The organism is Pantoea sp. RCC30.1, from assembly GCF_058148845.1.
In genome coordinates this window covers 56341-81540 of record NZ_JBXUHX010000004.1, presented here as the reverse complement: position 1 = coordinate 81540, position 25200 = coordinate 56341, and the positions used below count along the sequence as shown (strand labels likewise).

The window sequence follows — 25200 nt, the reverse complement described above, 5'->3', positions numbered from 1 at the left end:
GCACAGATCGCATTTTTCCCGCTCGTCGATAACGGATAGCTTTACAAGGAGAGGAGGCCGTTAACAGCGGCCAGCCTTAGCGCAGCAGGGAAATCGCAGTGGTGCGGATCGGTTGTGTTTCTGCGAAGTCGCTCCAGCGTTTATGCATATTGGTGAAACGAAATATGAAATTAATGCGAGGCTGATCTAATAATCTGCATTTCATAATTCACTATTAATGAAATAAATGTTCTCTTTAATCGCAACATTCTCCTGTCCCGGAGTCAGCGCATGGCTATTGATCCCACCCGTTTCTGCATCAACCGCAAAATTGCGCCCCGGCTCTCGCTGGAGGCCTTCTTTCAACTGGTTCAGCGTCTGGGGCTGAGCAAGGTTGAACTGCGTAATGACATGCCGGGTGGCAGCGTTACTGACGATCTCGGCCCCGATCAGCTTCGCGCCCTGACCGACCGATATCACATTGATATCCTCACCATTAATGCGCTCTATCCATTTAACCGCATTGATGACGCGCTGCTAAGCCGGGCCGAGGCGCTGTTACAAACAGCACAACAGATTGGGGCGAAAGCGCTGGTGATGTGTCCGCTGAATGAGGGGATTACCGTGTCGCCTCAGCAGACTCAGGCGGCGATGCAGGCGCTGGCTCCGCGCTTTGCCCACTATGGCATTCAGGGGCTGGTGGAGCCGCTGGGATTTTCGGTCAGCTCACTGCGTTCGATCGTGCATGCGCAGGAATTGATCGCAGGGGCGGGTGTACCCTTCAGGCTACTGCTGGATACCTTTCATCATCATCTCTATGAGAATGCTGAACAGGAATTTCCGGCGGGGATCGATATTGACCAGATTGGACTGGTGCACCTTTCAGGCGTGGAAGATCGGCGTCCGACTGCCGAACTGACCGATGACGAACGCATCATGCTGAGTGATAACGATGTGCTGAAGAGCTTGGTGCAGGTTAAACGGCTGGAAATTCTCGGTTACAAGGGCGTCTACGCTTTTGAGCCCTTCTCCGGCCAGCTCAACAGCTGGACCCCGGCGGAGATAGAACGCCAGATCCGCCACAATATTGAACTGCTGCAGGCCTGAAGCCTGTTGCACCCAGAATTTATCAGTTTATCTGTGTCTGAAAAGACGTTATGGCCCGTTGTTGGGCCATTTTTTTTATTCTGAAGGACCGTCTGCTGCTGACAGCGATGCCTGATGCCGCAGCAGCCGCAGCGTGCAGAAAAACGCGACACAGACCAGCAGCGCCGTGAGCAGATAGACGCGTGAGACATCCGCATAATTCATGATGAATCCGGCCAGTGGCCCGGTTATCCCCAGCGACAGATCCATAAAGGCAGTATAGGTTGCCAGAGCACTGCCCTGATTCTGCTGCGGTACGACTTTAACCGCCACCACGCCGAGTGCCGGAAACACCAGTGAAAACCCGGCGCCGGTCAGAAACGCACCCGCGTTTGCCATCCAGGGATTACCCGCGGCAGCGACCAGAAACAGTCCGGCAGCCTCAACCGCCAGACAAACGCTGGCGACCCGGAGGCCGCCGTGGCGGTTAATCGCATTGGGAAACAGCAGGCGCGCACCGACAAAAGCCACGCTGAACAGGGAGAGCGCAAAGGCAGCCCCTTCCCAGCCTTTATCCTGATAGAACAGCGTGATAAAGGTGGCGATGACGCCGAAACCTGCCGACCCCATCGCCAGAATCGCCCCAAAGCCAGCAATTTTTCCCAGCACCGCCCGAAACGGCAGCGGTCTGGCGCGGCTGGCTTTTACAGTCGGACGTGGCACGGCGCAGACGATGCCCACCACGCAGATAGCCACAATCACCAGCGACAGCCACAAGAGGCCACCTGCCTGGAAGATCACCACGCCGAGCGGCGCACCAATCGCCATCGCGCCATAGGTGACGATGCCGTTCCAGGAGATGACCCGGCCAATATGCAGCGAACCGACCCGCGCCACACCCCACAACGAAGTGCCGGTGCCGGTAAAACTCTGGCCCACGCCCAGAATCAACCGGCCCACGCAGAGCAGCGTCAGGCTCCATATTGGTGATGCAATCAGCGCCGCCAGCAGAATACATAATCCGCTGATCAGACAGCCCACCAGGCCGGTCACCACCACTTTCTTTGGCCCCCAGATATCGGCATAGCGCCCGGCGTGTGGCCGGCTCAGTAGCGTCGCCACATATTGCAGGCTGATCACCAGACCCGCCCAGAATGCGCTGAATCCCAGCTGGTCATGCACCCAGCCAGGCAATACTGCCAGCGGCAGGCCAATGGTGAGATAGCTGGCAAAGTTGTAGACCACAATAGAGAGGATCAGCAGAGAGATATTCAGGTTTCCGGATGGGACGTTCTGTTCCGCTGCAGGCTGTTCAGGCATGAGTCCTCGCGCTCGTATTTGGCTGAATGATAAGGTTTATCCTTTAACTATACCCGCTTTCGCCACCCACGCATCACAATGGTACGGTTATCGGGCAGCTGAACGCGGCGTAAAAATCGGGAAAATCGGGAAAAAGGGTGTTTGGCTGCTCTGCCACTATAGCTGAGTAACGTGGTGCTGATTACTTCGCCCTTTTGCCGCCGCGCTTTACCGTTTCTCTGATAAATCAGATTGTTAATTTTCTTTCAGCTACACTTTCAACAGCCAAATTACGTTATGAGAGAGAGAATGAGCGAGCTGCAACGGGAAAAGATCGGACAAAATATACTGATAAAACTGGCGATGCTGGTCATCATCCTCGCCGGGGTTCGGGCAGCGTCAGATATTCTGGTCCCGCTCCTGCTGGCGGCGTTCTTTGCCATTGTGCTGAACCCGCTGGTGACAATGCTGATGCGTCGAGGCTTCCGTCGTGGGCTGGCGATTGGACTGGTCATTACCGTTATCTTCTGCGGTATCCTGCTGCTGGGTGCCATCATCGCCAGTTCAATGAGCGAGTTTTCTGATCTCTACCCGCAACTGCGCACCACCATGGAACAGAAAATGACGGTGCTGCAACATCTGGCGGCGGGCTTTCATCTCAATATCTCAACTGATGCGCTGATACAGCGTTTCGACCCGAACACCATGATGAACCTGGCAAGCGTGGCGCTGAGCGGCTTTTCCGGCGCGATGACCAATACCGTGCTGCTGGTGCTGACCGTGGTCTTTATGCTGTTTGAGGTTCATCACCTGCCTTACAAAATGCGTAATGCGCTGGTGAATCCCAAAATTCGTATCGCCGGGCTGCATAAGGCGCTGAAAGGCGTGACGCACTATCTGGCGCTGAAAACCCTGGTGAGCCTGATCACCGGCATCGCCGTCTGGCTGAGTCTCTATCTGCTGGATGTGAAGTTCGCGCTGCTGTGGGCGGTCGTGGCGTTTATCCTCAACTTTATTCCCAATATCGGCCCGATTATCGCCGGCATTCCGCCCTTTCTGCAGGCGCTGTTACTGAACAGCCTGTTTGATGCCGCAATGGTGGCGGCGCTGTTTACCGCGATTCATATGGTGTTCGGCAATATGCTGGAACCGCGTCTGATGGGGCGCGGTCTTGGCTTATCAACACTGGTCGTGTTCCTGTCACTGGTGTTCTGGGGCTGGCTGCTCGGGCCAGTCGGCATGTTGCTCTCGGTGCCGCTTACCAGCATTACCAAAATCCTGATGGAGACCACGCCAGGCGGCAGCCGTCTGGCGATTATGCTGGGCACCGGACGACCTAAGCGGGCGCGGGCATTAACCAAGTAGCCGCTGCTGCACGTGCTGCAGATGGCTTTCCATCGCCTGGCGGGCCGCTGCTTCATCGCCCGCCACAATCGCGTCGGCGATCTGCTGATGGTCAGCGTTCATCTCCTGCGCAAAGCTTTTATCGGCATAATGGCGTTCCAGTCGCTGCACATGCGGGCTGTGACGCCGGTTCCATAACTGCTCCAGCAGGTCACGTAACACATCATTGCCGCTCATCTCGCTGATCAGCAGGTGGAAGCGCTTGTCCTGCTCCAGAAAAGCCGCGTCGTTTTCATTGTACTGCTGCAATTCGGCGGTCAGCGACAGCAGTTCCTCCCGCTGCCCGGCGGTGCCATTACGTGCGGCAAATCCTGCCAGCATTCCCTCAAAGGCTTCACGCGCCTGAAGCAGATCCTGCAGGCTGCAGGTCTCACTCTCCTGCGGAACAGCGGCCTGCGGCAGCGGCTGAGCGACGTAAACGCCGTTGCCGGTGCGGATATCGACCCAGCCGGTCATCTCCAGCGCAATCAATGCTTCACGCACTGACGAGCGGCTGACACCCAGCTGTTTTGCCAGCTCGCGCTCCGGTGGCAGCAGGCCACCGGCCACAAAATCACCGCGCGTGATGCCAGCCATGATGACGTTGGCGATCTGACGGTACAGCCGCTCGGTTTTTATGACGGGTAGCGTCATCATCCTCTCCCTATGATTGCATTTAAAACCGATCTCTTCGCCGATGCAGTTTGTCATGCTGCGATCCGGATCACGGCCCTGATTTGCCCACTATCATACTCTTGGCCCAGCGGCCTGACCACTGGGCCACATCACAGTAAGGAGTAAAAATGGAACATACATGGCGATGGTACGGCCCGAATGACCCGGTCTCACTGGATGATGCGCGTCAGGCGGGCGCGACGGGCATTGTGACGGCCCTGCACTCTATCCCTAACGGTGAAGTATGGCCGGTTGAGGAGATTAAAGCGCGTCAGGCTCTGCTGGCGGAAAAAGGTCTGGTCTGGTCGGTGGTGGAGAGCATCCCGGTCCATGAGGCGATCAAAACCCAGCGTGGTGACTACCTTCTCTATATCGCCAATTATCAGCAGTCGATACGCAATCTGGCCGCCTGCGGCATTGATACCGTCTGCTACAACTTCATGCCGGTGCTGGACTGGACGCGCACCGACCTCGCCTGGACGCTGCCGGATGGCGCAAAAGCCCTGCGCTTCGACGCCGACGCTTTCGCCGCTTTCGAGCTGTATCTGCTGAAGCGTCCCGGTGCTGAGCAGGATTACAGCGCTGCTGAGCAGAAGGCCGCCGCAGCGCGCTTTGCCGCGATGAGCGAAGAAGAGAAAAGCACCCTGGTGCGCAATATTATCGCCGGTCTGCCAGGTGCCGAAGAGGGTTACACCCTGGATCAGTTTCAGGCGCAGCTGGCACAGTATGATGGCATCGACAAAGCGAAACTGCGCGAGCATATGGCAACCTTCCTGCGCGCCATCGTGCCGGTGGCGGAGGAAGTGGGGATTAAACTGGCGGTGCATCCGGACGATCCACCGCGTCCTATTCTCGGCCTGCCGCGCATTATCTCTACCCAGGAAGATATGCAGTGGCTGAAGGAGACCGTGGACAGCCTGCACAACGGTTTCTGTTTTTGCACTGGCTCCTATGGCGTGCGTGCCGACAATGCGCTGGTTGAGATGGCGGAAACCTATGCTGACCGCATCAACTTTATCCACCTGCGCGCGACGAAGCGTGAAGATAACCCCAACAGCTTCCATGAAGCGGCGCATCTGGCGGGCGATGTCGATATGGTTGGCGTGATCAAGGTCCTTCTGGCGGAAGAGCAGCGACGTCGTCGTGCGGGCAACCAGCGGGCAATACCGATGCGTCCCGATCATGGCCACCAGATGCTGGATGACCTGCATAAGCGTACCAATCCGGGTTATTCCGCGATTGGCCGCCTGAAAGGACTTGCTGAGCTGCGCGGCGTTGAAGTGGCGCTGAAACAGATCTATTTTTCCGATTAAGTCAAACGGTTACCCTGCGCCTGCCCGCTGGCGGGCCAGGGTGCCTCCCGACCGGTAGAGCTGATTGCGCATTTACCTGACCGTCCTACTTTCTCGCCTGATTTTTTGCTGAATACCAATGAAAGCAAAACAACCTGTCAATAATTGCTAAGTCTGGTCGATAATTGACCTGAATCAGTTCTGTTGATCGCAAAAACGCTAATCTGCCCGGCCCGGAGAAATGCTATGCTGCGCGACTAATCAGCCCCTGCATACAACAAATAATACTCAGAGGATTCAGCGGTGCCGCTACTGAAACGAAAACGCGACTACGCCAGGCTGGTAATTATTATCTCCGGCGTGCTACCTCTGATTATTGGCATTTTTTTCACCGCCCTGGATGCACGCCATACCGTGCAGCAGCAGCAAGTGAGCGCAGCAAATACCCTGTTATCCCAGGCTGAGAGAATGAGCGACAGCGCCTGGGATATGATCACCGTGCTGCGCCAGTTTCAGCACCAGCCCTGCCGTCAGATTCAAAACCAGTTGCAGCGCATCGGCTCACTGAATCCTTATTTCCGTGGCGTCGGTAAAATGGAAGAAAACAGAATTGCCTGCTCTTCGGCCTATGGGACAGAGCCTGGTTTCCTGAAAGATATGATTATGCGCGACGCGCCCGTTACCGGAAAAGCCTGGTGGAGCCTGTCGATTGCCGGAACATCCGGCGTACCCGACCGTCCGGCAGTGATATTTATGCGCAACCTGCCCGATGGCGAGGGATTCTGGGCAATTATTGATGGCCAGTACCTGATCGATTTTATGCGCGCTATCAGCAGCACCCACCTCTATCATTTCAGTATGGTGTTCAGCGGCGGCGCGTCGATCTCGTTTGGCGATCCGCAAATCGCGGCGTCCAGCTGGTTGGAACCCATGATTTATAAGGCTACTTCAAACCGCTATCCGCTCTCTGTCACGCTGATTGCCTCGCCTTCTGAGCTGATCTCCGCCTGGCGTCAGGTGATGTTTATCATCATGCCGATGGCCGCTATTTTCTCTATTCTGCTAATGATGCTGATGTCGACCTGGCTTCAGCGACGTATTTCATGGCGCGATGAGATTCGCCGCGCCATCACCAGCGGCCAGTTCAGGGCGCACTATCAGCCGGTCTATGACAACCGGCTGCAACGCTGCAGCGGCGCAGAAGCCCTCCTGCGCTGGACCACGCCCGACGGTAACGGCGTGCGGCCCGATATTTTCATCGGCGCGGCAGAAGCGGAAGGAATGATTGTGCCGCTGACCCGCCATCTGCTCGATTTAATCGCGGAGGATGTGCAGGAGTGGCAGGTTGAGCCCCATTTCCACCTGGCCATTAACGTGGCAGCGGATCATCTGCAGCATCCTGACTTTGTCGACGATATGCTGCAGTTTGCTGAGCGGATCAAAGATAAGCAGTTCCTGATTACCCTGGAGCTGACCGAACGCAGCCTGATCAAGGATGGCGCTGAGGTCGCTCGCAAGCTGGAGCAGCTTCGCGGTTGCGGAATGAAGGTGGCCATTGATGATTTTGGAACCGGTCACTGTTCGCTGAGCTATTTACAGACTTTCACCCTGGACTACCTGAAGATTGATCGCGGCTTTATCAGCGCGATTGAATCCCTGGAAGGCAGAACCCCGGTGCTGGATGTCATTATCCAGCTCAGCAATGAACTGGAGCTGGAAGTGCTGGGGGAAGGCGTCGAAACCGCGTTACAGTTCAGCTATCTGCAACGGCGCGGCGTGGTCTATATCCAGGGCTATTATTATGCGCGCCCAATGGACAACGAGGCGCTCATCGCCTGGCTGGCCGCTGAGGGTGACCAGCCGGTTGAGCCGGATCACTTTCTTAATGCCCCGCAGAAGGCCACTGTCTGAACTGAATCTGAACTGACCAGGTTCCCGGCTGAATAGCTCCTTAATTTGCTTTTTCTCCTGTTTGTGGTCTGCCCGGATTTCCCTGCCGCCCTGCTTAGTACACCGGATAACCACCTGCGGCGTCTGCGCTTCCTTTAATCTCCCTCTCACGCCCCCTGATTTGCTGAAAAAAACGGCGGTCGTCACGCAGCGTGATAATTTTTTTGCGGAGTTAAACAGCCAGAACTCGCGCCACTGAAGGCCATTTTTAGCTCAAACATGACAGATATCACACAAAAACGGTATACTCTGTCGCTGTTCGCAATAATCACAACAGTAATTATTGTGTCAGCCGGCGCGTAAATAGCGCTTATTTACGGCTATGCTTAAATTTCTCAACGCAGCGATCTGATGACTCACCGCGGCTCGCGCCGTTGAGAACTTTCGTGTTCCATTACAGGGTAATTCTATGAAATTGCGTAGGAAGCGTGTAAAACCAATTGGGATCGATGATGTCACTATCATCGATGATACCCGTTTACGTAAAGCTATCACCGCGGCCTCTCTGGGTAACGCGATGGAGTGGTTCGACTTCGGTGTTTATGGCTTCGTAGCCTATGCGCTGGGTAAAGTGTTCTTCCCGGACGTTTCGCCGGGTGTTCAGATGATCGCGGCGCTCGCCACTTTCTCTGTTCCATTCCTTATTCGCCCGCTGGGTGGACTGTTCTTCGGGATGCTGGGCGACAAATATGGTCGTCAGAAAATCCTCTCCATCACCATTATCATCATGTCGATCAGTACCTTCTGTATCGGCCTGATACCCTCTTACGCCTCCATCGGCATCTGGGCACCGATTCTGCTGCTGTTAGCGAAGATGGCTCAGGGCTTCTCGGTGGGCGGTGAATATACCGGTGCTTCGATTTTTGTGGCCGAGTACTCGCCTGATCGCAAACGCGGCTTTATGGGAAGCTGGCTGGACTTTGGTTCGATTGCGGGCTTCGTGCTCGGCGCGGGCCTGGTAGTGCTGATCTCCTCCATTATCGGAGAAGAGAGCTTCCTTGAGTGGGGCTGGCGTCTGCCGTTCTTCGTCGCGCTGCCACTGGGCATTATCGGTCTTTACCTGCGTCATGCGCTGGAAGAGACCCCGGCATTCCAGCAGCACGTGGACAAACTGGAACAGGGCGACCGCGAAGGCCTGCAGGATGGTCCGCAGGTATCGTTTAAAGAGATTGCGACCAAACACTGGCGCAGCCTGCTCTCCTGTGTCGGTCTGGTTATCGCCACTAACGTCACCTACTACATGTTGCTGACGTACATGCCGAGCTACCTGTCGCACAACCTCCACTACAGCGAAGATCACGGCGTGATGATTATTATCGCCATCATGATCGGTATGCTGTTTGTTCAGCCGATGATCGGCATGATGAGTGACCGCTTTGGCCGTCGTCCGTTTGTCATTATCGGCAGTATCGCCCTGATGATTTTCGCGATACCCGCCTTCATGATGATCAACAGTGGCGTGCTGGGACTGATTTTTGGCGGTCTGCTGTTACTGGCAGTGATCCTCAATGCCTTTACTGGCGTGATGGCTTCGTCACTGCCTGCCATGTTCCCGACCCATATCCGCTACAGTGCGCTGGCGAGTGCGTTTAACATTTCGGTACTGGTTGCCGGTCTGACGCCTACTCTGGCCGCCTGGCTGGTGGAAACGACTAATAACCTCTACATGCCAGCTTACTATCTGATGGTGGTGGCGGTCATTGGTCTGATTACCGGTCTGTACATGAAAGAAACTGCCAATAAGCCGCTGAAAGGCGCGACACCGGCAGCCTCGGATATGGAAGAAGCGCGCGAAATCCTGCAGGAGCATCACGATAATATCGAGCACAAAATCGAAGATATTGACGAAGAGATCTCCCGTCTGGAAGCGAAACGTAAAAACCTGGTGCAGCAGCATCCGGATATCAACGAGTAATGGTTCTGCTCTCCCGCCGCCCGGCGGGAGAGTCCTTTTTCCCCTCTCTTACCGCACACAAACCTTCATACCTCGCGGGCAAAGGGAGTAAACTGTTGTTACTTTTTTCACCTGCGTAAGAATGAAAATGTCTGATTATTCCCTTATCCAGCGCCCAAGAAGATTGCGCGCCAGCGCTTCCATGCGTGAAATGTTCCAGGAGTCTTCCCTGAGCCTGAACGATCTGGCTCTGCCTATCTTTGTTGAAGAAGAAGTCGACGATTACAAAGCGATTCAGGCGATGCCTGGCGTGATGCGTATTCCGGAAAAACGTCTCGCCTATGAGATTGAGCGTATCGCCAAAGCGGGTATCCGCTCGGTGATGACCTTTGGTATTTCGCACCATACCGATGCCACCGGCAGCGATGCCTGGAACGAAAACGGTCTGGTGGCGCGCATGTCGCGCATCTGCAAAGATACCGTGCCTGAAATGATCGTGATGTCTGATACCTGCTTCTGTGAATACACCAGCCACGGCCACTGTGGCGTGCTCTGTGATCACGGCGTCGATAACGATGCCACACTGGAAAACCTGGGCAAGCAGGCGGTGGTTGCCGCAGCCGCCGGTGCAGATTTCATCGCCCCGTCAGCGGCGATGGATGGTCAGGTCGAGGCGATTCGCCGGGCACTGGACGCTGCGGGCTTTACCCAGACCGCCATCATGTCCTACTCCACCAAGTTCGCCTCCTCGTTTTACGGCCCGTTCCGTGAAGCAGCGGGTACAGCACTGAAAGGCGATCGTAAAACCTACCAGATGAACCCGATGAACCGCCGTGAAGCGATCCGTGAATCGCTGCTTGATGCGGCACAGGGCGCAGATTCCCTGATGGTGAAACCGGCAGGCGCTTATCTGGATATCCTGCGCGACATCCGCGAACGTACCGAACTGCCGCTGGCGGCTTATCAGGTGAGTGGTGAATACGCGATGATCAAATTTGCCGCACAGGCAGGTGCCATTGATGAGCGTAATGTGGTGCTGGAAAGTCTCGGTGCGATTAAACGCGCCGGTGCGGACCTCATTTTCAGCTATTTCGCCCTTGATCTCGCCGAACAAAAAGTGCTCTGATCCCCTCCTCATAAAGAGCGTGGTCGCTATATCACGCTCTTCTTCTTCGCTGTAAGGCAAACACCAGAACCTGGCTTCAGCTAGAAAACAAAGGGCTCTGTGATGAAAGCACCTGAAATCCCCGCCGATGAGGCACAACGTTTATCGCAGCTGCGTGCGCTGAACATAATGAACACCCCAGCGGAAGAGCGTTTTGATCGTTTAACCCGGCTGGCACGCCGCCTGTATGACGTTCCTATCGCGCTAGTCAGCCTGCTGGAAGCGGATCATCAGTGGTTTAAATCTGCTCAGGGCTATGAACCTACAGGATCGCCCAGGAACATCTCTTTTTGCGCCCATGCCATCCTGCAGGTTGAGATCATGATCGTTGAAGATGCATTAAAAGATGAACGTTTTCATGATAATCCGCTGGTGACCGGCGATCCGCACATTCGCTTTTATGCGGGCTGTCCGCTGCGGGCGCCAGGCGGCGCTAAAATGGGTACGCTCTGTATTATTGGTCGTGAGCCGCGTCAGTTTAATGAAGAGGACCAGGCCACGATGCGCGACCTGGCTGCCATGGCCGAGGCGGAACTGGTCGCCTTTCAGGCCGCCACCTGTGATGAACTGACGCAGATTACCAATCGCCGCGGCTTTATGACGCTGGGCCAGATGGTGCTGAATGAGTGCCGGATGAAGAACCGTCCCGCCTGCCTGACCTTCCTCGATCTCGACAAATTTAAGCAGATTAATGACACGCTGGGCCATCGCGAAGGCGACCGCGCGCTGATGGACTTCGCCGATGCGATGAAAGTGGTGTTCAAGCACTCTGATCTGTTTGCCCGTCTGGGCGGTGATGAGTTTGTTGTGTTGTTTAATGGCCTGCAGCAGCAGCAGAGTGAAACGCTGCTCATGCAGTTCGACCATTATCTGCAACAGCAGTCGATCAGCCTGAACCGTCGTTACCGTTTGCAATTCTCTTCCGGTGTCGTGGAGTTTGACGCGGCGAATCCGCAGTCGCTGGAACAGCTGCTGCACGACAGCGATGAGCAGATGTACCTCAGCAAAAAGCAGAAACGCATCGCGTTATAAGGTCAGGCGCCGCAGCGCCTGACAGTTCAGGGCCGGGCCAGATCGTCGAGCAGTTTCTGATTAAACGTTGCCGGTTCTTCCATTTGCGGCGCGTGTCCCATACCGGAAAATTCAATTAAGCGCGCGCCCGGAATACGTTTTGCCGTCTCTTTCCCCAGCACCGCGTAATCACCCAGCCGGGCTTTCACCTCCGCAGAGGCGATATCACTGCCAATGGCCGTGGTGTCTGAGGTGCCGATCATCAGAGTGGTCGGCACTTTTAAATCGCCGAATTCATAAAATACCGGCTGCGTGAAAATCATGTCGTAGATTAAAGCCGAGTTCCACGCCACCTTCTGATGCCCCGGCCCGCTGTTGAGTCCGGCCAGCATATCGACCCACTTGTCATATTCCGGTTTCCAGCGCCCGACATAGTAAGTCTGCTGCTCATACTTCTTAATGCCCGCTGCGCTGAGTTTGAGTTCACGCTGATACCACTGATCCACCGAACGCCACGGCGCGCCTTTGGCTTTCCAGTCCTCCAGCCCAATCGGGTTGACCAGCACCAGCTTCTGCGTCTGTTCCGGATACATCAGCGCATAACGCGTTGCCAGCATCCCGCCCGTAGAGTGACCGACAATCACCGCCTTTTCCACACCCAGCCGGGCAAGCAGCTGATGGGTGTTCTCCGCCAGCTGCTGAAAGGTGTATTGATAGCTGGCGGGCTTGGTCGAGCTGCAGAAGCCAATCTGGTCGGGCGCAATCACGCGATATCCCTGCTGAGTCAGTGCGCGAATGGTCTCTTCCCAGGTCGCGCCACAGAAGTTTTTACCGTGCATCAGCACCACGGTTTTGCCATTGGCCCGTTGCGCCGGTTTCACATCCATATAACCCATACTCAGCGACTGCTGCTGGGACTGAAAATCGAAATGCTGCAGAGGATAAGGATATTGAAATCCTTCCAGCTGCTCGCCATAGACAGGCGCGGTACTGGCCGATGCCTGAGCAAATAAAGCCAGCGAGGTGAGCAAGGCGGCAAGCGGTTTTTTCAGCGCATATGTCGGGCTCATCCGGGGTTCTCCAGGTTAAAGGTGAGTCCTAAGCCTGGCAGGTCACAGCCAAAAATCTATTGATGGGCCGTGCTATCGCGTTGATTACACAGACGCTGGCAGGGTTAACCCGGAGGCTGGCAGCAGAATAATGCCTCGCCTTATTGACTGTCAGTCTGAATCACTTATCTATTCATCTATAATTACCAACAAATTAATCACAATTCATCTTATTTATTAATAACTGCACTTCAAATGAATATTATAAGAGATAACGATTCAAATACTGAAAAAACTTTACGCAAAGAATAAGCACATTAAGATAAATTAATTAGAATTCTCCTAAATTAAAAAGGGGGGGTATCTATGAACGAAAATAAATATAATGAAAGCGTGATCGTCTCCATCACTGAGTGGATTAATAATAATCTGGATCAGCGTTTAAGCGTTGATGATATTGCAGAAAAGGCAGGTTACTCTAAATGGTACTTACAGAAACTTTTTGCCCGTTACCATAATGAAACGCTGGCGCGTTATATTCGTAAGAAAAAGCTGAACGCCAGTGTGAATGATTTAAAGAACAGCCGCACGCCCATTATCAGCCTGGCGCTGAAATATCATTTTGAAAGCCAGCAGTCTTTTACCCGCTCTTTTAAGCAAATTATGGGCTGCACGCCGAGCGCCTGTCGCAAACGCCTGATGAATGAGGATGCGAAGCAGCAGATGGCCGAGGTTGATGATCCCTGTGCGCTGTGCAGCTATGTGCGGCCAGGAAGCATAAAGCCGAGCTGTGGCGTAACAGTCCGGCCTGTTACGCCCTTAGTGCGCGGATATGCGCAGGCAGAGGCTTTCCGCGATTTCAATTAATCATGATTCATCCGGCTGATAATATTGCACACCAATCTGAATGCGCTCACGCCCCTGGGTGACGCGATGACGATTGGTGTCGCGCAGTGAATAGACACAGCCACAATATTCCTGCTGATAAAAGCTCTCGCGCTTGCTGATTTCAATCATGCGCGACGACCCGCCGCCTTTACGCCAGTTAAAATCCCAGTACATCAGATCCGGATAGGCCGCCGCTGCGCGGACACCACAACTGTTAATCTGTTTCATATCTTTCCAGCGTGAAATACCCAGGCAACTGGTCATCACCGGGAAGCCGTTCTCATGGGCGTACAGTGCCGTGCGCTCAAAGCGCATATCAAAACACATGGTGCAGCGTTCACCCCGTTCCGGTGACCACTCCAGCCCGCGCGCCCGCTCAAACCAGTTATCCCGGTCGTAATCCGCATCAATAAACGGCACGCCAAATTTTTCGGCAAAGCGAATATTCTCCTCTTTGCGCAGCTCATACTCTTTGAGCGGATGAATATTCGGGTTGTAGAAATAGATGGTGTATTCAATGCCGGATGCCAGCATCGCTTCCATCACTTCACCCGAACAAGGTGCGCAACAGGAGTGCAGCAGGACTTTTTTATGGCCGCCCGGCAAAGGCAGCGGCTGACGCTGGAAAGGTTCAGACATAAGCACCTTCAATCAATGGCACAAAAGCGGCAGTGTAATGCCGCAGGCGGACAGTTGCAAAACCTGACCCGAACTGCCCTGCTTTGCGTATTCGTGCCTCTGCCGCGGTTTCCCCTCGCTGCGCCACCCCGCTGATCTCTATTACGTTCTTATCGCGATAAGGCTGTGTCACCCCGGCGATGGCCGGAAGTGTGATCGGCCCCACACTGGCATCGGCTATGTTTACATAACATTAACAATATTGACATTGAATCACTGCAAGGAGACCGGCATGGTTACGGCAAAAAAATCGGGAAATCAACAGAACCGCTTTACCTGGTTCGTCTGTTTTATGGCGGCGCTCTCCGGCCTGCTGTTTGGTCTGGATATCGGCGTCATTGCAGGTGCCTTACCGTTTCTGGCGAAGGAGTTGCAGATCACTAACCATCAGCAGGAGTGGGTAGTGAGTTCGATGATGTTTGGTGCGGCGCTGGGTGCGCTGGCGGCGGGCTGGATGTCATCAAAGCTGGGACGTAAGAAAAGCATGCTGGCAGGCGCGACGCTGTTTGTGATTGGTTCGCTGTGGTCAGCTTTTTCACCCGACGTGGAGTCGCTGGTCTGCGCCCGCGTGATGCTGGGTCTGGCGGTGGGGATCGCCTCTTACACCGCGCCTCTCTATCTGGCAGAGATTGCGCCGGAACGTATTCGTGGCTCAATGATTTCGATGTATCAGCTGATGCTGACCACCGGCATCGTGGTGGCTTATCTCTCCGACACCGCGTTCAGCTACAGCGGCAACTGGCGCGGGATGCTGGGCGTTATCGCCATTCCGGCGGTGATCCTGTTTATCGGCGTGCTGTTTCTGCCCAACAGTCCGCGCTGGCTGGCAGCACACGGACGCTTTAACGAGGCGCAGCGGGTGCTGGATCGGCTGCGTAACAGCAGCGAGCAGGCCCGCCAGGAGCTGGAAGAGATCCGTGAGAGCCTGCAGGTGAAGCAGCGTGGCTGGTCGCTTTTCCGCTCTAATGGCAATTTCCGCCGCGCGGTTTGGCTCGGCATGCTGCTACAGGTGATGCAGCAGTTTACCGGCATGAATGTGGTGATGTATTACGCCCCGAAAATCTTCAATATTGCCGGATTCTCCAGCACCAGTGAGCAGATGTGGGGCACGGTGATTGTCGGACTGGTCAATATGCTGGCCACGCTGATTGCGATTTTCTTTGTCGACCGCTGGGGTCGCAAACCCATGCTCACCACCAGTTTTCTGGTGATGGCGGTGGGCATGGGCGTGCTGGGAACGCTGCTGCACATGGGCGTTGAAACCGATTTCCGCAAATACTTTGCTGTTGCGATGCTGCTGATGTTTATCGTCGGCTTTGCGATGGCGGCCGGACCGGTGGTCTGGCTGCTCTGCTCAGAGATTCAGCCGCTGAAAGGGCGTGACTTCGGCATTACCGCCTCCACTACCACTAACTGGGTTGGCAATATGATTGTGGGTGCCACCTTCCTGACCATGCTGGATCAACTGGGGAATGCCAACACCTTCTGGTTCTACGGCGCGCTCAACCTGGTGTTTATTGTACTGACGATGATGCTGGTACCAGAGACCAAACATGTGACGCTGGAGCACATTGAACGCAACCTGATGAAGGGTAAGGCACTGCGTGACATCGGGGCGTAACCGCCCCGTATCAGCTTACCATTGCAGCTGCTGACCGGTGTAATCAACGTAGTGATGACCACCGCGACCGCGCCACTGGATCAGCTGCTGGACGATACCGGCAGCACTCTCTTCTGCCGTGAGGGGCGCACCCTCGCCGCCCATATCCGTTTTCACCCAGCCGGGATGCAGCGTCAGCAGTGTCCCGTTCTGAGCTTCTACTGCCGGAGTCAGCGTGCGGCTCAGCATATTCAGTGCGGCTTTGCTTGCCGAGTAAATCGGCATCTGTGCCTCCGGATTTTCATTCAGGCTGCCGAGCTGGGATGAGGTCAGCGCCAGCACGCCTTCCTGTTTCAGCAGCGGTAGCAAAATCTCTGCACTGCGAACCGGTGCTATCGTATTGGTCAGGAACAGCTGCGCCAGATCCTGATCGTCACTCTGCGACACTTTCTGGTGTGAAGGCCCGGAAATTCCGGCGTTGATAAGAATCGCATCGAACGCCCTGCCACTGAGCTGGCTGGCAAGCTGTTGAACCGCAGATGAGTGAGTCATATCCAGCGCATGCCAGTGAATGTCTGGCTTGTTGCCCTGCTCCGGAATGCCACTGCGATGCGTAGCCGTGACCTGCCAACCCTCACCGGCAAATGCCTGTGCCACCGCCAGTCCGATACCGCGCGAAGCACCAATAATCAGAACCTCTTTTTGCTGAGCCATATTCATTCCTCGTTAATTGTCTCACTACAAGCTTAACGGGTATTCCGCCAGGACAGCGGCCCACTGTGCTTTTAAGCCTGACGACCGCACGGTCGGTAAAAACCTCCCGGCACAGCGCTGATGATGGGTTTCCATCATTAAATCGCTTTATCTTTTACTTTTAACCGTTTAGAAGAGATAAACAGTCTGGCAGGCAGCAGTTAATCGCCATTTTTCGCGTGGAGTCTGAATGAAAAAGCTCACCTTAGAGGTGGTGGCAAAAATGGCGGGCGTCGGGATCGCGACGGTCGATCGGGTACTGAATGAGCGTGGCGGTGTGTCGCTGGAGACCAGCCGCAAGGTTCTGAAAGCCGCGCGCGAAGCAGGACTCAAGCGTCTGCTGCCGGAGGAGTACCAGCATCCGTGGCAAATCGAGGTGTTCCTCAGTAATAACGGCTCATCCTTTTTTCAGCAGCTCACCACCCATTTCAGCGAAGTCGCCAGCCAGCTTGGCTATCGCCGCCTGAAACTGCACAAAACCCTGGTGGCCGAAGCGCAGCCTGAGCAGCTGGCGCAAAGCATTATCGCCCGTAGCAGTACCCGCGACGGCATCATTGTGTTTGCGCACGATTCGCCGCCCATCTATCGGGCACTGGCGCTGTGCCGCAGCCGCAATGTGCCGGTAATCACTATCGTCACCGATCTGCCCGATGCCGACCGCCTGTGTCATGTCGGCATCGACCAGTATCAGGCGGGACGCACAGCCGGACTGCTGATGAGTAAGACAGCAAATCAGCCTGGCGACATTCTGATGGTCAGTGGCCGTTTTGATTACCGCGCCCATCGCCAGCGCATCGCGGGATTTCGTGAGGCCATGGAGCAGCGCGCGCCACAGCGTCATCTGCGTGAGGTACTATCGGGTCAGGATCAGCGGGAAACCATCCGCAGCGTGCTGGCCCGCAATCTGAAGCCGTCGCAGGCGATTGCGGGTGTCTATAACACCGGCATGGGCAATACCGATGTCAGCGACACCCTGCGCGCCCACCAGTTGCTGGGTAAATGCACCTACATCACCCATGAGCTTTATGATGTTACTCGCCAGCTGCTGCTGAACGATGAAGTGGCATTTACCCTGGATCAGCATGCTCAACAGCATGCCCGGCTAGCGATTGATCTGATGCTGAGTCATCTGGAAACCGGCTATCAACCGGATATCTATCAGGCGGGTAAAGTGGCGTTTAGACTGTTTACGGCGGAAAATATGGCGTGAGGTAGTTTTTTTCCAGGCTATGGCAAAACGATAAATGATCATAGCGTTGCTGAATACCGTAACCGCAAAAATTCAACATTTGCTATGAGAACCAGTCCTTATGAAAAAAAAGTCAATAATTAGCGACTGCTAAATAGCCAATTTCATTTTTTTCTGATAATTTTTCCTTACTTTAAAGTGAATTGAAGGAACAATTCGACCTGCCAAAAATAAATTAAGCAAATGATTTATATAAAAAATAAAAATTTCTAACATGTTACATCCCGGCAACTTCATTAAATCAGCTAATGAAGCTCAAACACGACTTGAGTCGAACAAAAACAGGGTGAGCAATGGACATTTTCAATAACCTCAATGGTCTTTCAGCTAAGATCCAGCAGCAAGCAGCAATTATTCAGACAGAAGAAGCCACTAAAAGTGCTTTTGTTATGCCTTTCATCAGTCAGATACTTGGATATGATGTTTTTGACCCGACAGAAGTTATCCCTGAGTTCATTTGTGATGTCGGTACTAAGAAAGGTGAAAAGATCGATTACGCCATATCTAAAGGGGGTGAAATTCAGATCCTGATAGAATGTAAAAAAATTGGTGAACCTTTAAACGTTAAGCATGCCTCGCAACTCTTCCGCTACTTCCATGTGACGAATGCACGCATTTCTATCTTAACAAATGGCCAGCTTTATAAATTTTTTACCGATCTGGATGCACCGAATAAAATGGATGAGAAGCCATTTTTAGAACTGGATTTATTGGATATTGATGAACACGTGGTTCCAGAACTGATTAAACTCACCAAAAGCGCTTTTGATGTTGATTCGATTGTCAGTGCAGCTGGCGAACTTAAATTTATCAGTCAGATAAAAAAAATGATTTCCAGCCAATTCAGCGAACCAGATGAGGACTTCGTTAAACTTTTTGCTTCACGTGTTTATGACGGCATACTTACGCAAAAAGTCAGAGAGCAATTCTCTATACTAACTAAAAAAGCTGCAACTCAATGGCTCAATGATCAGGTTAATGAGAGACTTAAATCTGCTATCAGCGGTGGAGCGATGGTATCAAACCAGCCTAATAATGAAGATTTATCGAAAAACAGTGGTGATAAAAGCGAGGCGGATAACGGTACCATTGTTACTACTGAAATGGAGATTGAAGGATTTCATATTGTAAAATCAATCATCAGAAAAGTTATTGAGCCTCAACGCATTACCTTCCGCGATACCCAAAGTTACCTTGGTATTTTGATCGATGACAATAATCGTAAGCCCATTTGCCGTCTTCATTTCAATCGTAGTCAGTTATATATCGGGATTTTTGATGGCGAGAAAAAAGAGACTCGCCATCCAATCACCTCACTCAACGATATCTATAACTTCACTGATCTTTTAAGAGATACAGCGCAACAATACTGTTGACAGTCAGAAGCCAGGATTCTTTCCTGGCTTTCTTAACCCGCAGTATCCCGGCTTTCATCATCCGGGCTGTCGCCTTCCTCATTACCCTGACTCTTCTCCACTTCCTGCGGATGTCCCATCGAAAGCGCCGTGGCGCTGGCCGGATCGAACAGTGACAGACTTTCTATCTGGTCAACCATGATCACTTTACGGAACGACATCGCATCTTTGGGTTTAGAGTCGAGCGTGATGTCATGTTCGGCGTACCACTTGCTGTAGTTATGTTCCACCGCCAGCTTCAGTGTCTTGCTGTCGCGGTATCCGCTCAGCATCGGGATCAGCACGATGTTTTTGGTACTCTCATATTCAAAGGTCGAGGCATGAACCATGCCAATGTAGATGCGGCGCGACTTCAGCGTAATCCAGGCCAGTTCCCCCTCTTCCATACACTGAAACAATAATTGCTCCACGCCATTGGAGCGTGACAGTCGCTGATAGAGGTCTTTGCGACCGGAAACGTTCAGGCGTGCGCTGCCTGCCCAGTTTGAGCGATAGAGACAGAGCAAAATGGCAAAGGCGAGCATGATCACCACCGGAGCCTGGATGCCCAGGAAGCTCCAGTTCATAAACTCCATCTGCCACTTCAGATGAACGCCGGGGATCATCTGTACGGCGTTGGCAATGCCGGAGATACAGAGCAGCAGTAACCAGACGATGCCGGTTGCGAACACACCCTGCAGAACAAAAATACAGCCGTAGAGCGCGACCAGAAAATAGACATCCCAGCCCGACGAACGACGGATTTTAAAGCGGCTGTTTAAATCACGGCTGGTGTACCAGTAACCACTGACCATCAACACCATAAATATTGCGGTACCCACCTCACACTCCCTTTAACGTATTCACGTGGCGGGCAAAATCTTCATGGACTTCCTCGCTCAGCGTGTTGACCGAGATATTGCCGTTTTCATCAATAATGATGCGCTCACCTTCAGCGATTGAGTCATTGATATCCTGACGGGTCATGATCTGCAAAAACTTATCGGGACTGGCAAAGACCGATTTAATAACTTTAAACATAGCGATCCCATTGTTGGCCTGAAAATTGAAGTATGTGACCGAATCCACACTCTCGCCTGTTTAATTTCCGGTGAAATTTCTTAAAATCAATTAATTAGCGAAGCGGCAGCCAGACAGTCGAAGCCGTTTTTCAGTGAAATCTTCAACGTAACCAGCAGCCTGGCGTCACCGCATCGCATTTTTACGGGGCGGGCCTGCGAGGACGTGAAATCGCCTCTCCCTCAGGAAGCGCTAAGCTCAATGGTTAGCCGCTTTTTGTCACCCTGTCTGAAACGCATCGAGGAATGTTTGCATGAAACTACGAACACTGGGCCGCACCGGTCAGCGCGTCTCCGAAATTGGCTTTGGCGCATGGGCTATTGGCGGAACCTGGGGAGAAGTGAGCATGGAGGATGCCAAAGCCGCGCTCAATGCCGCGCTGGATGCGGGCATCACCTTTATTGATACCGCCGATGTTTATGGCGATGGCCGCTCTGAAAAGATCATCGCAGAGGTGCTGAATCAGCGCGGCGGTGAGCGCCCGTTTGTGGCGACCAAGCTGGGGCGTCGCCTTTCGCCACACGTCGCTGAGGGCTACAACGCCGAAAACCTCAACGCGTTTATCGAACGCTCACGGGAAAATCTGCAAACTGAAACGCTGGATCTGGTGCAGCTGCATTGTCCGCCGACCGAGGTCTACTACAACCCGGACGTGTTTGCAGTGATGGACGAGATGGTTGCCGCCGGAAAAATCCGCCATTACGGCGTTTCCGTTGAGAAAGTCGAGGAAGGTCTGAAGGCGCTGGAATTTCCCAACGTCTCGTCGATTCAGTTGATCTACAACATTTTCCGTCAGCGTCCGGCGGAACTGCTGCTGCGTGAGGCAAAACGCCGTGATGTGGCAATCATTGCCCGTGTGCCGCTGGCGTCAGGCTTACTGACCGGCAAAATGCGCGCCGACAGCGTGTTTGCCGCTGACGACCATCGCACCTTTAACCGTAATGGCGAAGCGTTTGATAAAGGCGAGACCTTTTCCGGCGTGCCTTATGAGGTGGCGCTGGAGGCGGTTGAGGAGATTCGCCGCTTTGTCACGGGCGACACCACCATGGCGATGTTTGCGCTGCGCTGGATCCTGATGAACGAGGATGTCAGCGTGGTGATTCCTGGTGCGAAAAACCGCGAACAGGCTGAAGCCAATGCCCGCGCCAGCGATGCCGATGCGCTCTCTGCAGATACGATGGCGGCGCTGAAGCAGATCTATCAGGAGAAGATCGCGCCTCACGTGCATCAGCGCTGGTAAACGTGCGTTACAACGCCTGGGCGCAAGCCCAGGCAGAACTCCACGCCCACTGGAAGTTATATCCCCCCAGCCAGCCGGTGACATCGGCCACTTCACCAATAAAGTAAAGGCCCGGCACCGCGCGCGCCTCCATGGTTTTTGAGGAGAGCTGTGTCGTATCCACGCCGCCCAGCGTCACTTCCGCAGTACGATATCCCTCGGTGCCGTTTGGCTGGATGCGCCAGGCGTGCAGCGTCTGCACCAGCTCGGTTTGCTGTTTGCTGTTGAGCTGCTTCAGGGTGATATCCGGCACCACCTTCAGCGCCTGCAGGACTTCCACCAGACGCTTCGGCAGGATTTTCGCCAGGCTGTTTTTCAGGCTTAGATTCGGATGTGCTTCACGCTGCGCCGTCAGAAAGTTTTCAATTGGCGTGGCGGGTGAGAGATCGATGGTGACGAACTCACCCGGCAGCCAGTAGCTGGAAATCTGCAATACCGCCGGCCCCGACAGACCGCGGTGAGTAAAGAGCATCGCCTCTTTGAAGCGGGTACCATCCTGCGCATCGATCGTGGTTTCCAGCGCGACGCCTGACAGCGTCTGCAACTGCTCCAGCAGCGGCTTGTGCAGGGTAAAGGGCACCAGCGCCGCCCGCGTCGGAAAGACGCTCAGCCCGAACTGTTCCGCAATTTTGTAGCCAAACGGCGAAGCACCCAGGCCTGGCATCGACAGACCGCCACTGGCGATAACCAGCTTTTCCGCCTGAACCGTGCTGCCGTTGAGTTGCAGGGTATAACCGCCGTCATGGCGCTCTACGCTGAGCACTTCACTGCGCAATTGCAGGGTGACATTGCCTTTGTCACATTCGGCCAACAGCAGATCGACAATCTGCTGCGCTGAGTCGTCACAGAAGAGCTGGCCCAGGGTTTTCTCATGCCAGGCGATACCGTGGCGATTAACCAGATCGATAAAATCCCACTGGGTATAACGCGCCAGCGCCGATTTACAGAAGTGAGGATTGTGCGACAGATACGCCGCCGGTTCAGTGTAGAGATTGGTGAAGTTGCAGCGGCCCCCGCCAGACATCAGAATCTTGCGTCCTGGCTTTTTGCCGTTATCCAGCAGTAACACGCGGCGCCCCCGCTGTCCGGCCTGGGCGGCGCAGAACAGCCCTGCTGCTCCGGCACCAATGATGATAACGTCAAACTGTTCCACTACGACTCACTCACTTTACTGGAAAGGCGCAGATTGTAGTGTTCTGCTCACCCAGACGCCAGCGTCAAAAAATTGCCGCAAATGTGTCATATTGTATCTGTCTAATATCTAACCCTTTTTCGTTGAGTTACCCTTAACCCTTACGAAGAAAGGTTAAATTAGCGCTATATTTTCCTTTCCCATACAGCACGTTGTCGCGGATAATGCGCCGCGTTCATGTCCTCCAAAAATGGCGTAACGTTTATGCTACATCTGTTTGCTGGTCTAGACCTCAGTACTAGCCTGTTATTGGTTCTTGCCCTGCTGTTTGTATTGTTTTACGAAGCGATCAACGGTTTCCACGACACGGCCAACGCAGTTGCGACGGTCATTTATACGCGTGCCATGCGTGCCCAGCTTGCTGTGGTGATGGCGGGTGTATTCAATTTCCTTGGCGTGCTGCTCGGTGGATTGAGTGTCGCTTACGCTATTGTTCATATGCTTCCCACCGATCTGTTGTTAAATGTTGGATCGGCTCACGGTCTCGCCATGGTGTTTTCTATGCTGCTGGCGGCGATTATCTGGAACCTCGGCACCTGGTATCTCGGTCTGCCGGCCTCCAGCTCCCATACGCTGATCGGCGCTATTATCGGTATCGGTCTGACCAACGCCCTGATGAGCGGAACCTCGGTGGTTGATGCGCTCAATATCCCGAAAGTTCTGAACATCTTCCTTTCTCTGATCCTGTCGCCAATTGTCGGCCTGGTGATGGCGGGCGGCTTAATCTTTATTCTGCGTCGCTACTGGAGCAATACCAAAAAGCGTGCGCGTATTCATATGACGCCTGCTGACCGCGAGAAGATCGACGGCAAGAAAAAGCCGCCGTTCTGGACGCGTATCGCCCTGATTGTTTCGGCAATTGGCGTGAGCTATTCGCACGGTGCGAATGACGGTCAGAAAGGCATTGGCCTGATCATGCTGGTCCTGATTGGTGTGGCTCCGGCAGGTTTCGTGGTGAATATGAATGCCTCCGGTTATGACATCACGCGCACCCGCGATGCGGTCAATCACCTGGAGCAGTATTACCAGCAGCATAACGCCGCACTGACGCACATCATCCAGATGGCACCGCCTAAGTTGCCTACGCCGGAAGAAGTGCCAGCAACCAGCTCGCAGGAGTTCCACTGTGACAGCGCGCGCGCATTGCAGGCGGTACAGCGTGCTCAGGTATTGCTGAATAATCTGCAGAGCTACGATCAGCTGACGGTTGATCAGCGCGGTCAGATGCGTCGCCTGCTGCTGTGTATCTCAGATACCGCCGATAAAGCGGCTCGTCTGCAGGAAACCACGCCAGATGACAAACGCTTCCTCAATAAGCTGAAAAGCGACCTGCTTGGCACCATTGAGTATGCGCCAATCTGGATTATTGTGGCCGTCGCGCTGGCGCTGGGCATCGGCACCATGATTGGCTGGCGTCGTGTTGCCACCACTATTGGTGAGAAGATTGGTAAAAAAGGCATGACTTATGCGCAGGGAATGTCAGCACAGGTGACTGCCGCGCTGTCGATTGGGGTTGCCAGCTATACCGGCATGCCCGTCTCCACCACGCATATCCTCTCTTCATCGGTGGCCGGTACTATGCTGGTCGACGGTGGCGGATTGCAGAGCCGGACCATCAAGAATATTGCCATGGCGTGGATCTTCACCCTGCCGGTCTGTATTCTCCTTTCAGGTTCGCTCTACTGGATTGCCTTAAAACTGGTGTGATGCCAGCTAAAAAAAGGGCGACGCAAGTCGCCCTTTTTTAATGCCAGATCGCCAGCGCCACCAGGCTGATGACCACCAGTCCACACAGCGCACTGGTCAGCACAAACTGCCCCCGTACCCGCTCGCAGCGCCGGATAAACTCATCGTCATGATGATCAAGATAGCGTTTTGCCCAGATATAGGTGACCAGTCGAACCTGCTTGCTCGGCTGACCGTGAGAGGTGAAAAACCCCGCCCCATCCACATACTGATACAGCAGCGGATCACAACCCCTTAATACCGCCAGCAGCGCGCGCAGAGACGAAAAATAGCGCGCCATATTCACGATACACACCACACAAAGAGCCCAAAAAAGCGCAATAGTGCTGATCATATTCTCCCCTCCTGACTGGAATCGCAGCAACAGACCCCGTGTCTGACACTGAGCCCGCCTGCAGAAAAAACCAGCCATTGAATCACCGGACTGCGAAAGTTTTTCGACCCCCTGAGCGGCTGCGAACCGGACCGCCTTTTTTCAGTGTAGGAGAATTCTTAACATTTTTTCCAACGATGATTTTCGTTCAGCGCGAGTAAATTTGGCATAGCCTTGATCTTATT

22 protein-coding genes are annotated in these 25200 nt (G+C 53.9%); 13 read left to right on the top strand and 9 right to left on the bottom strand.

Annotation, left to right across the window (positions count from 1 at the left end; genetic code table 11):
- Positions 1–270: 270 nt before the first annotated feature.
- Positions 271–1086, top strand: coding sequence for a TIM barrel protein (locus AC2LB6_RS05560; protein ID WP_490092765.1), 816 nt, complete (start codon positions 271–273; stop codon positions 1084–1086).
- A 75-nt stretch (positions 1087–1161) separates the two neighbouring features.
- On the opposite strand, the gene AC2LB6_RS05555 is transcribed toward AC2LB6_RS05560, so the two are convergent.
- Positions 1162–2385, bottom strand: a complete 1224-nt coding sequence (locus tag AC2LB6_RS05555; RefSeq protein WP_490092764.1) for an MFS transporter — start codon at positions 2383–2385, stop codon at positions 1162–1164.
- A 288-nt stretch (positions 2386–2673) separates the two neighbouring features.
- On the opposite strand from AC2LB6_RS05555, the gene AC2LB6_RS05550 reads away from it, so the two are divergent.
- Positions 2674–3729, top strand: coding sequence for an AI-2E family transporter (locus AC2LB6_RS05550; RefSeq protein ID WP_490092763.1), 1056 nt, complete (start codon positions 2674–2676; stop codon positions 3727–3729).
- Here AC2LB6_RS05550 and AC2LB6_RS05545 read toward each other — a convergent pair.
- Positions 3718–4401, bottom strand: a complete 684-nt coding sequence (locus tag AC2LB6_RS05545; RefSeq protein WP_490092860.1) for a FadR/GntR family transcriptional regulator — start codon at positions 4399–4401, stop codon at positions 3718–3720. The two genes, AC2LB6_RS05550 and AC2LB6_RS05545, sit on opposite strands and share 12 nt — an antisense overlap.
- 149 nt (positions 4402–4550) lie before the next feature.
- On the opposite strand from AC2LB6_RS05545, the gene uxuA reads away from it, so the two are divergent.
- The 5 genes from uxuA (at position 4551) to AC2LB6_RS05520 (ending at position 11755) form a co-directional block, all read left to right on the top strand.
- Positions 4551–5735 (top strand): mannonate dehydratase, encoded by a 1185-nt coding sequence (gene uxuA, locus AC2LB6_RS05540; RefSeq protein ID WP_490092762.1) that lies wholly within the window; start codon positions 4551–4553, stop codon positions 5733–5735.
- Positions 5736–6017: 282 nt separating this feature from the next.
- On the top strand, positions 6018–7625 hold the full coding sequence (locus AC2LB6_RS05535; protein ID WP_490092761.1) for an EAL domain-containing protein: 1608 nt from the start codon (positions 6018–6020) through the stop codon (positions 7623–7625).
- 448 nt (positions 7626–8073) lie between these two features.
- Entirely contained in the window at positions 8074–9579 is a 1506-nt protein-coding gene (proP, locus tag AC2LB6_RS05530; protein ID WP_425030034.1) for a glycine betaine/L-proline transporter ProP, read from the top strand.
- 127 nt (positions 9580–9706) lie between these two features.
- Entirely contained in the window at positions 9707–10684 is a 978-nt protein-coding gene (gene hemB / locus AC2LB6_RS05525; RefSeq protein ID WP_010671515.1) for a porphobilinogen synthase, read from the top strand.
- Positions 10685–10786: 102 nt separating this feature from the next.
- Positions 10787–11755: a GGDEF domain-containing protein gene (locus AC2LB6_RS05520; RefSeq protein WP_490092760.1), complete on the top strand. Its 969-nt coding sequence runs from the start codon at positions 10787–10789 to the stop codon at positions 11753–11755.
- Positions 11756–11781: 26 nt separating this feature from the next.
- On the opposite strand, the gene AC2LB6_RS05515 is transcribed toward AC2LB6_RS05520, so the two are convergent.
- A complete protein-coding gene (locus tag AC2LB6_RS05515) occupies positions 11782–12804 on the bottom strand; it encodes an alpha/beta fold hydrolase (protein ID WP_490092759.1) in 1023 nt (340 codons plus the stop codon).
- 345 nt (positions 12805–13149) lie between these two features.
- Here AC2LB6_RS05515 and AC2LB6_RS05510 point away from each other — a divergent pair, with 345 nt between their 5' ends.
- A complete protein-coding gene (locus AC2LB6_RS05510) occupies positions 13150–13650 on the top strand; it encodes a helix-turn-helix domain-containing protein (RefSeq protein WP_490092758.1) in 501 nt (166 codons plus the stop codon).
- Here the strand turns inward: AC2LB6_RS05510 and AC2LB6_RS05505 are convergent, their stop codons facing one another.
- Positions 13651–14310, bottom strand: coding sequence for an epoxyqueuosine reductase QueH (locus AC2LB6_RS05505; protein ID WP_022623997.1), 660 nt, complete (start codon positions 14308–14310; stop codon positions 13651–13653).
- A gap of 271 nt (positions 14311–14581) precedes the next feature.
- Here AC2LB6_RS05505 and AC2LB6_RS05500 point away from each other — a divergent pair, with 271 nt between their 5' ends.
- The gene (locus tag AC2LB6_RS05500; protein ID WP_490092757.1) at positions 14582–15970 is read left to right on the top strand and encodes a sugar porter family MFS transporter; all 1389 of its coding nucleotides are present in this window, start codon (positions 14582–14584) and stop codon (positions 15968–15970) included.
- 15 nt (positions 15971–15985) lie between these two features.
- On the opposite strand, the gene AC2LB6_RS05495 is transcribed toward AC2LB6_RS05500, so the two are convergent.
- Complete coding sequence (locus tag AC2LB6_RS05495; protein ID WP_490092756.1) at positions 15986–16663, bottom strand: SDR family oxidoreductase; 678 nt, start codon at positions 16661–16663, stop codon at positions 15986–15988.
- A gap of 229 nt (positions 16664–16892) precedes the next feature.
- On the opposite strand from AC2LB6_RS05495, the gene AC2LB6_RS05490 reads away from it, so the two are divergent.
- Together AC2LB6_RS05490 and AC2LB6_RS05485 are read left to right on the top strand one after the other, a co-directional pair.
- Positions 16893–17912 carry a LacI family DNA-binding transcriptional regulator gene (locus AC2LB6_RS05490; protein ID WP_490092755.1) on the top strand — a complete coding sequence of 340 codons (1020 nt, stop codon included), beginning with the start codon at positions 16893–16895 and terminating at the stop codon, positions 17910–17912.
- 332 nt (positions 17913–18244) lie between these two features.
- The gene (locus AC2LB6_RS05485) at positions 18245–19327 is read left to right on the top strand and encodes a type I restriction endonuclease (RefSeq protein ID WP_490092754.1); all 1083 of its coding nucleotides are present in this window, start codon (positions 18245–18247) and stop codon (positions 19325–19327) included.
- Positions 19328–19359: 32 nt separating this feature from the next.
- On the opposite strand, the gene AC2LB6_RS05480 is transcribed toward AC2LB6_RS05485, so the two are convergent.
- Together AC2LB6_RS05480 and AC2LB6_RS05475 are read right to left on the bottom strand one after the other, a co-directional pair.
- Positions 19360–20187 carry a hypothetical protein gene (locus AC2LB6_RS05480; RefSeq protein WP_490092753.1) on the bottom strand — a complete coding sequence of 276 codons (828 nt, stop codon included), beginning with the start codon at positions 20185–20187 and terminating at the stop codon, positions 19360–19362.
- 1 nt (position 20188) lies between these two features.
- Complete coding sequence (locus tag AC2LB6_RS05475; RefSeq protein ID WP_490092752.1) at positions 20189–20386, bottom strand: hypothetical protein; 198 nt, start codon at positions 20384–20386, stop codon at positions 20189–20191.
- Between the two features lie 292 nt (positions 20387–20678).
- On the opposite strand from AC2LB6_RS05475, the gene AC2LB6_RS05470 reads away from it, so the two are divergent.
- Positions 20679–21665 (top strand): aldo/keto reductase, encoded by a 987-nt coding sequence (locus tag AC2LB6_RS05470; RefSeq protein ID WP_490092751.1) that lies wholly within the window; start codon positions 20679–20681, stop codon positions 21663–21665.
- Positions 21666–21672: 7 nt separating this feature from the next.
- Here AC2LB6_RS05470 and AC2LB6_RS05465 read toward each other — a convergent pair whose 3' ends face one another.
- On the bottom strand, positions 21673–22857 hold the full coding sequence (locus AC2LB6_RS05465) for a BaiN/RdsA family NAD(P)/FAD-dependent oxidoreductase (RefSeq protein ID WP_490092750.1): 1185 nt from the start codon (positions 22855–22857) through the stop codon (positions 21673–21675).
- A 243-nt stretch (positions 22858–23100) separates the two neighbouring features.
- Between AC2LB6_RS05465 and pitA the strand changes: the two genes are divergently transcribed.
- Positions 23101–24603, top strand: a complete 1503-nt coding sequence (gene pitA, locus AC2LB6_RS05460) for an inorganic phosphate transporter PitA (protein ID WP_136196250.1) — start codon at positions 23101–23103, stop codon at positions 24601–24603.
- 37 nt (positions 24604–24640) lie between these two features.
- Here pitA and uspB read toward each other — a convergent pair whose 3' ends face one another.
- On the bottom strand, positions 24641–24976 hold the full coding sequence (gene uspB / locus AC2LB6_RS05455; RefSeq protein WP_003852126.1) for a universal stress protein UspB: 336 nt from the start codon (positions 24974–24976) through the stop codon (positions 24641–24643).
- Positions 24977–25200 lie beyond the last annotated feature (224 nt).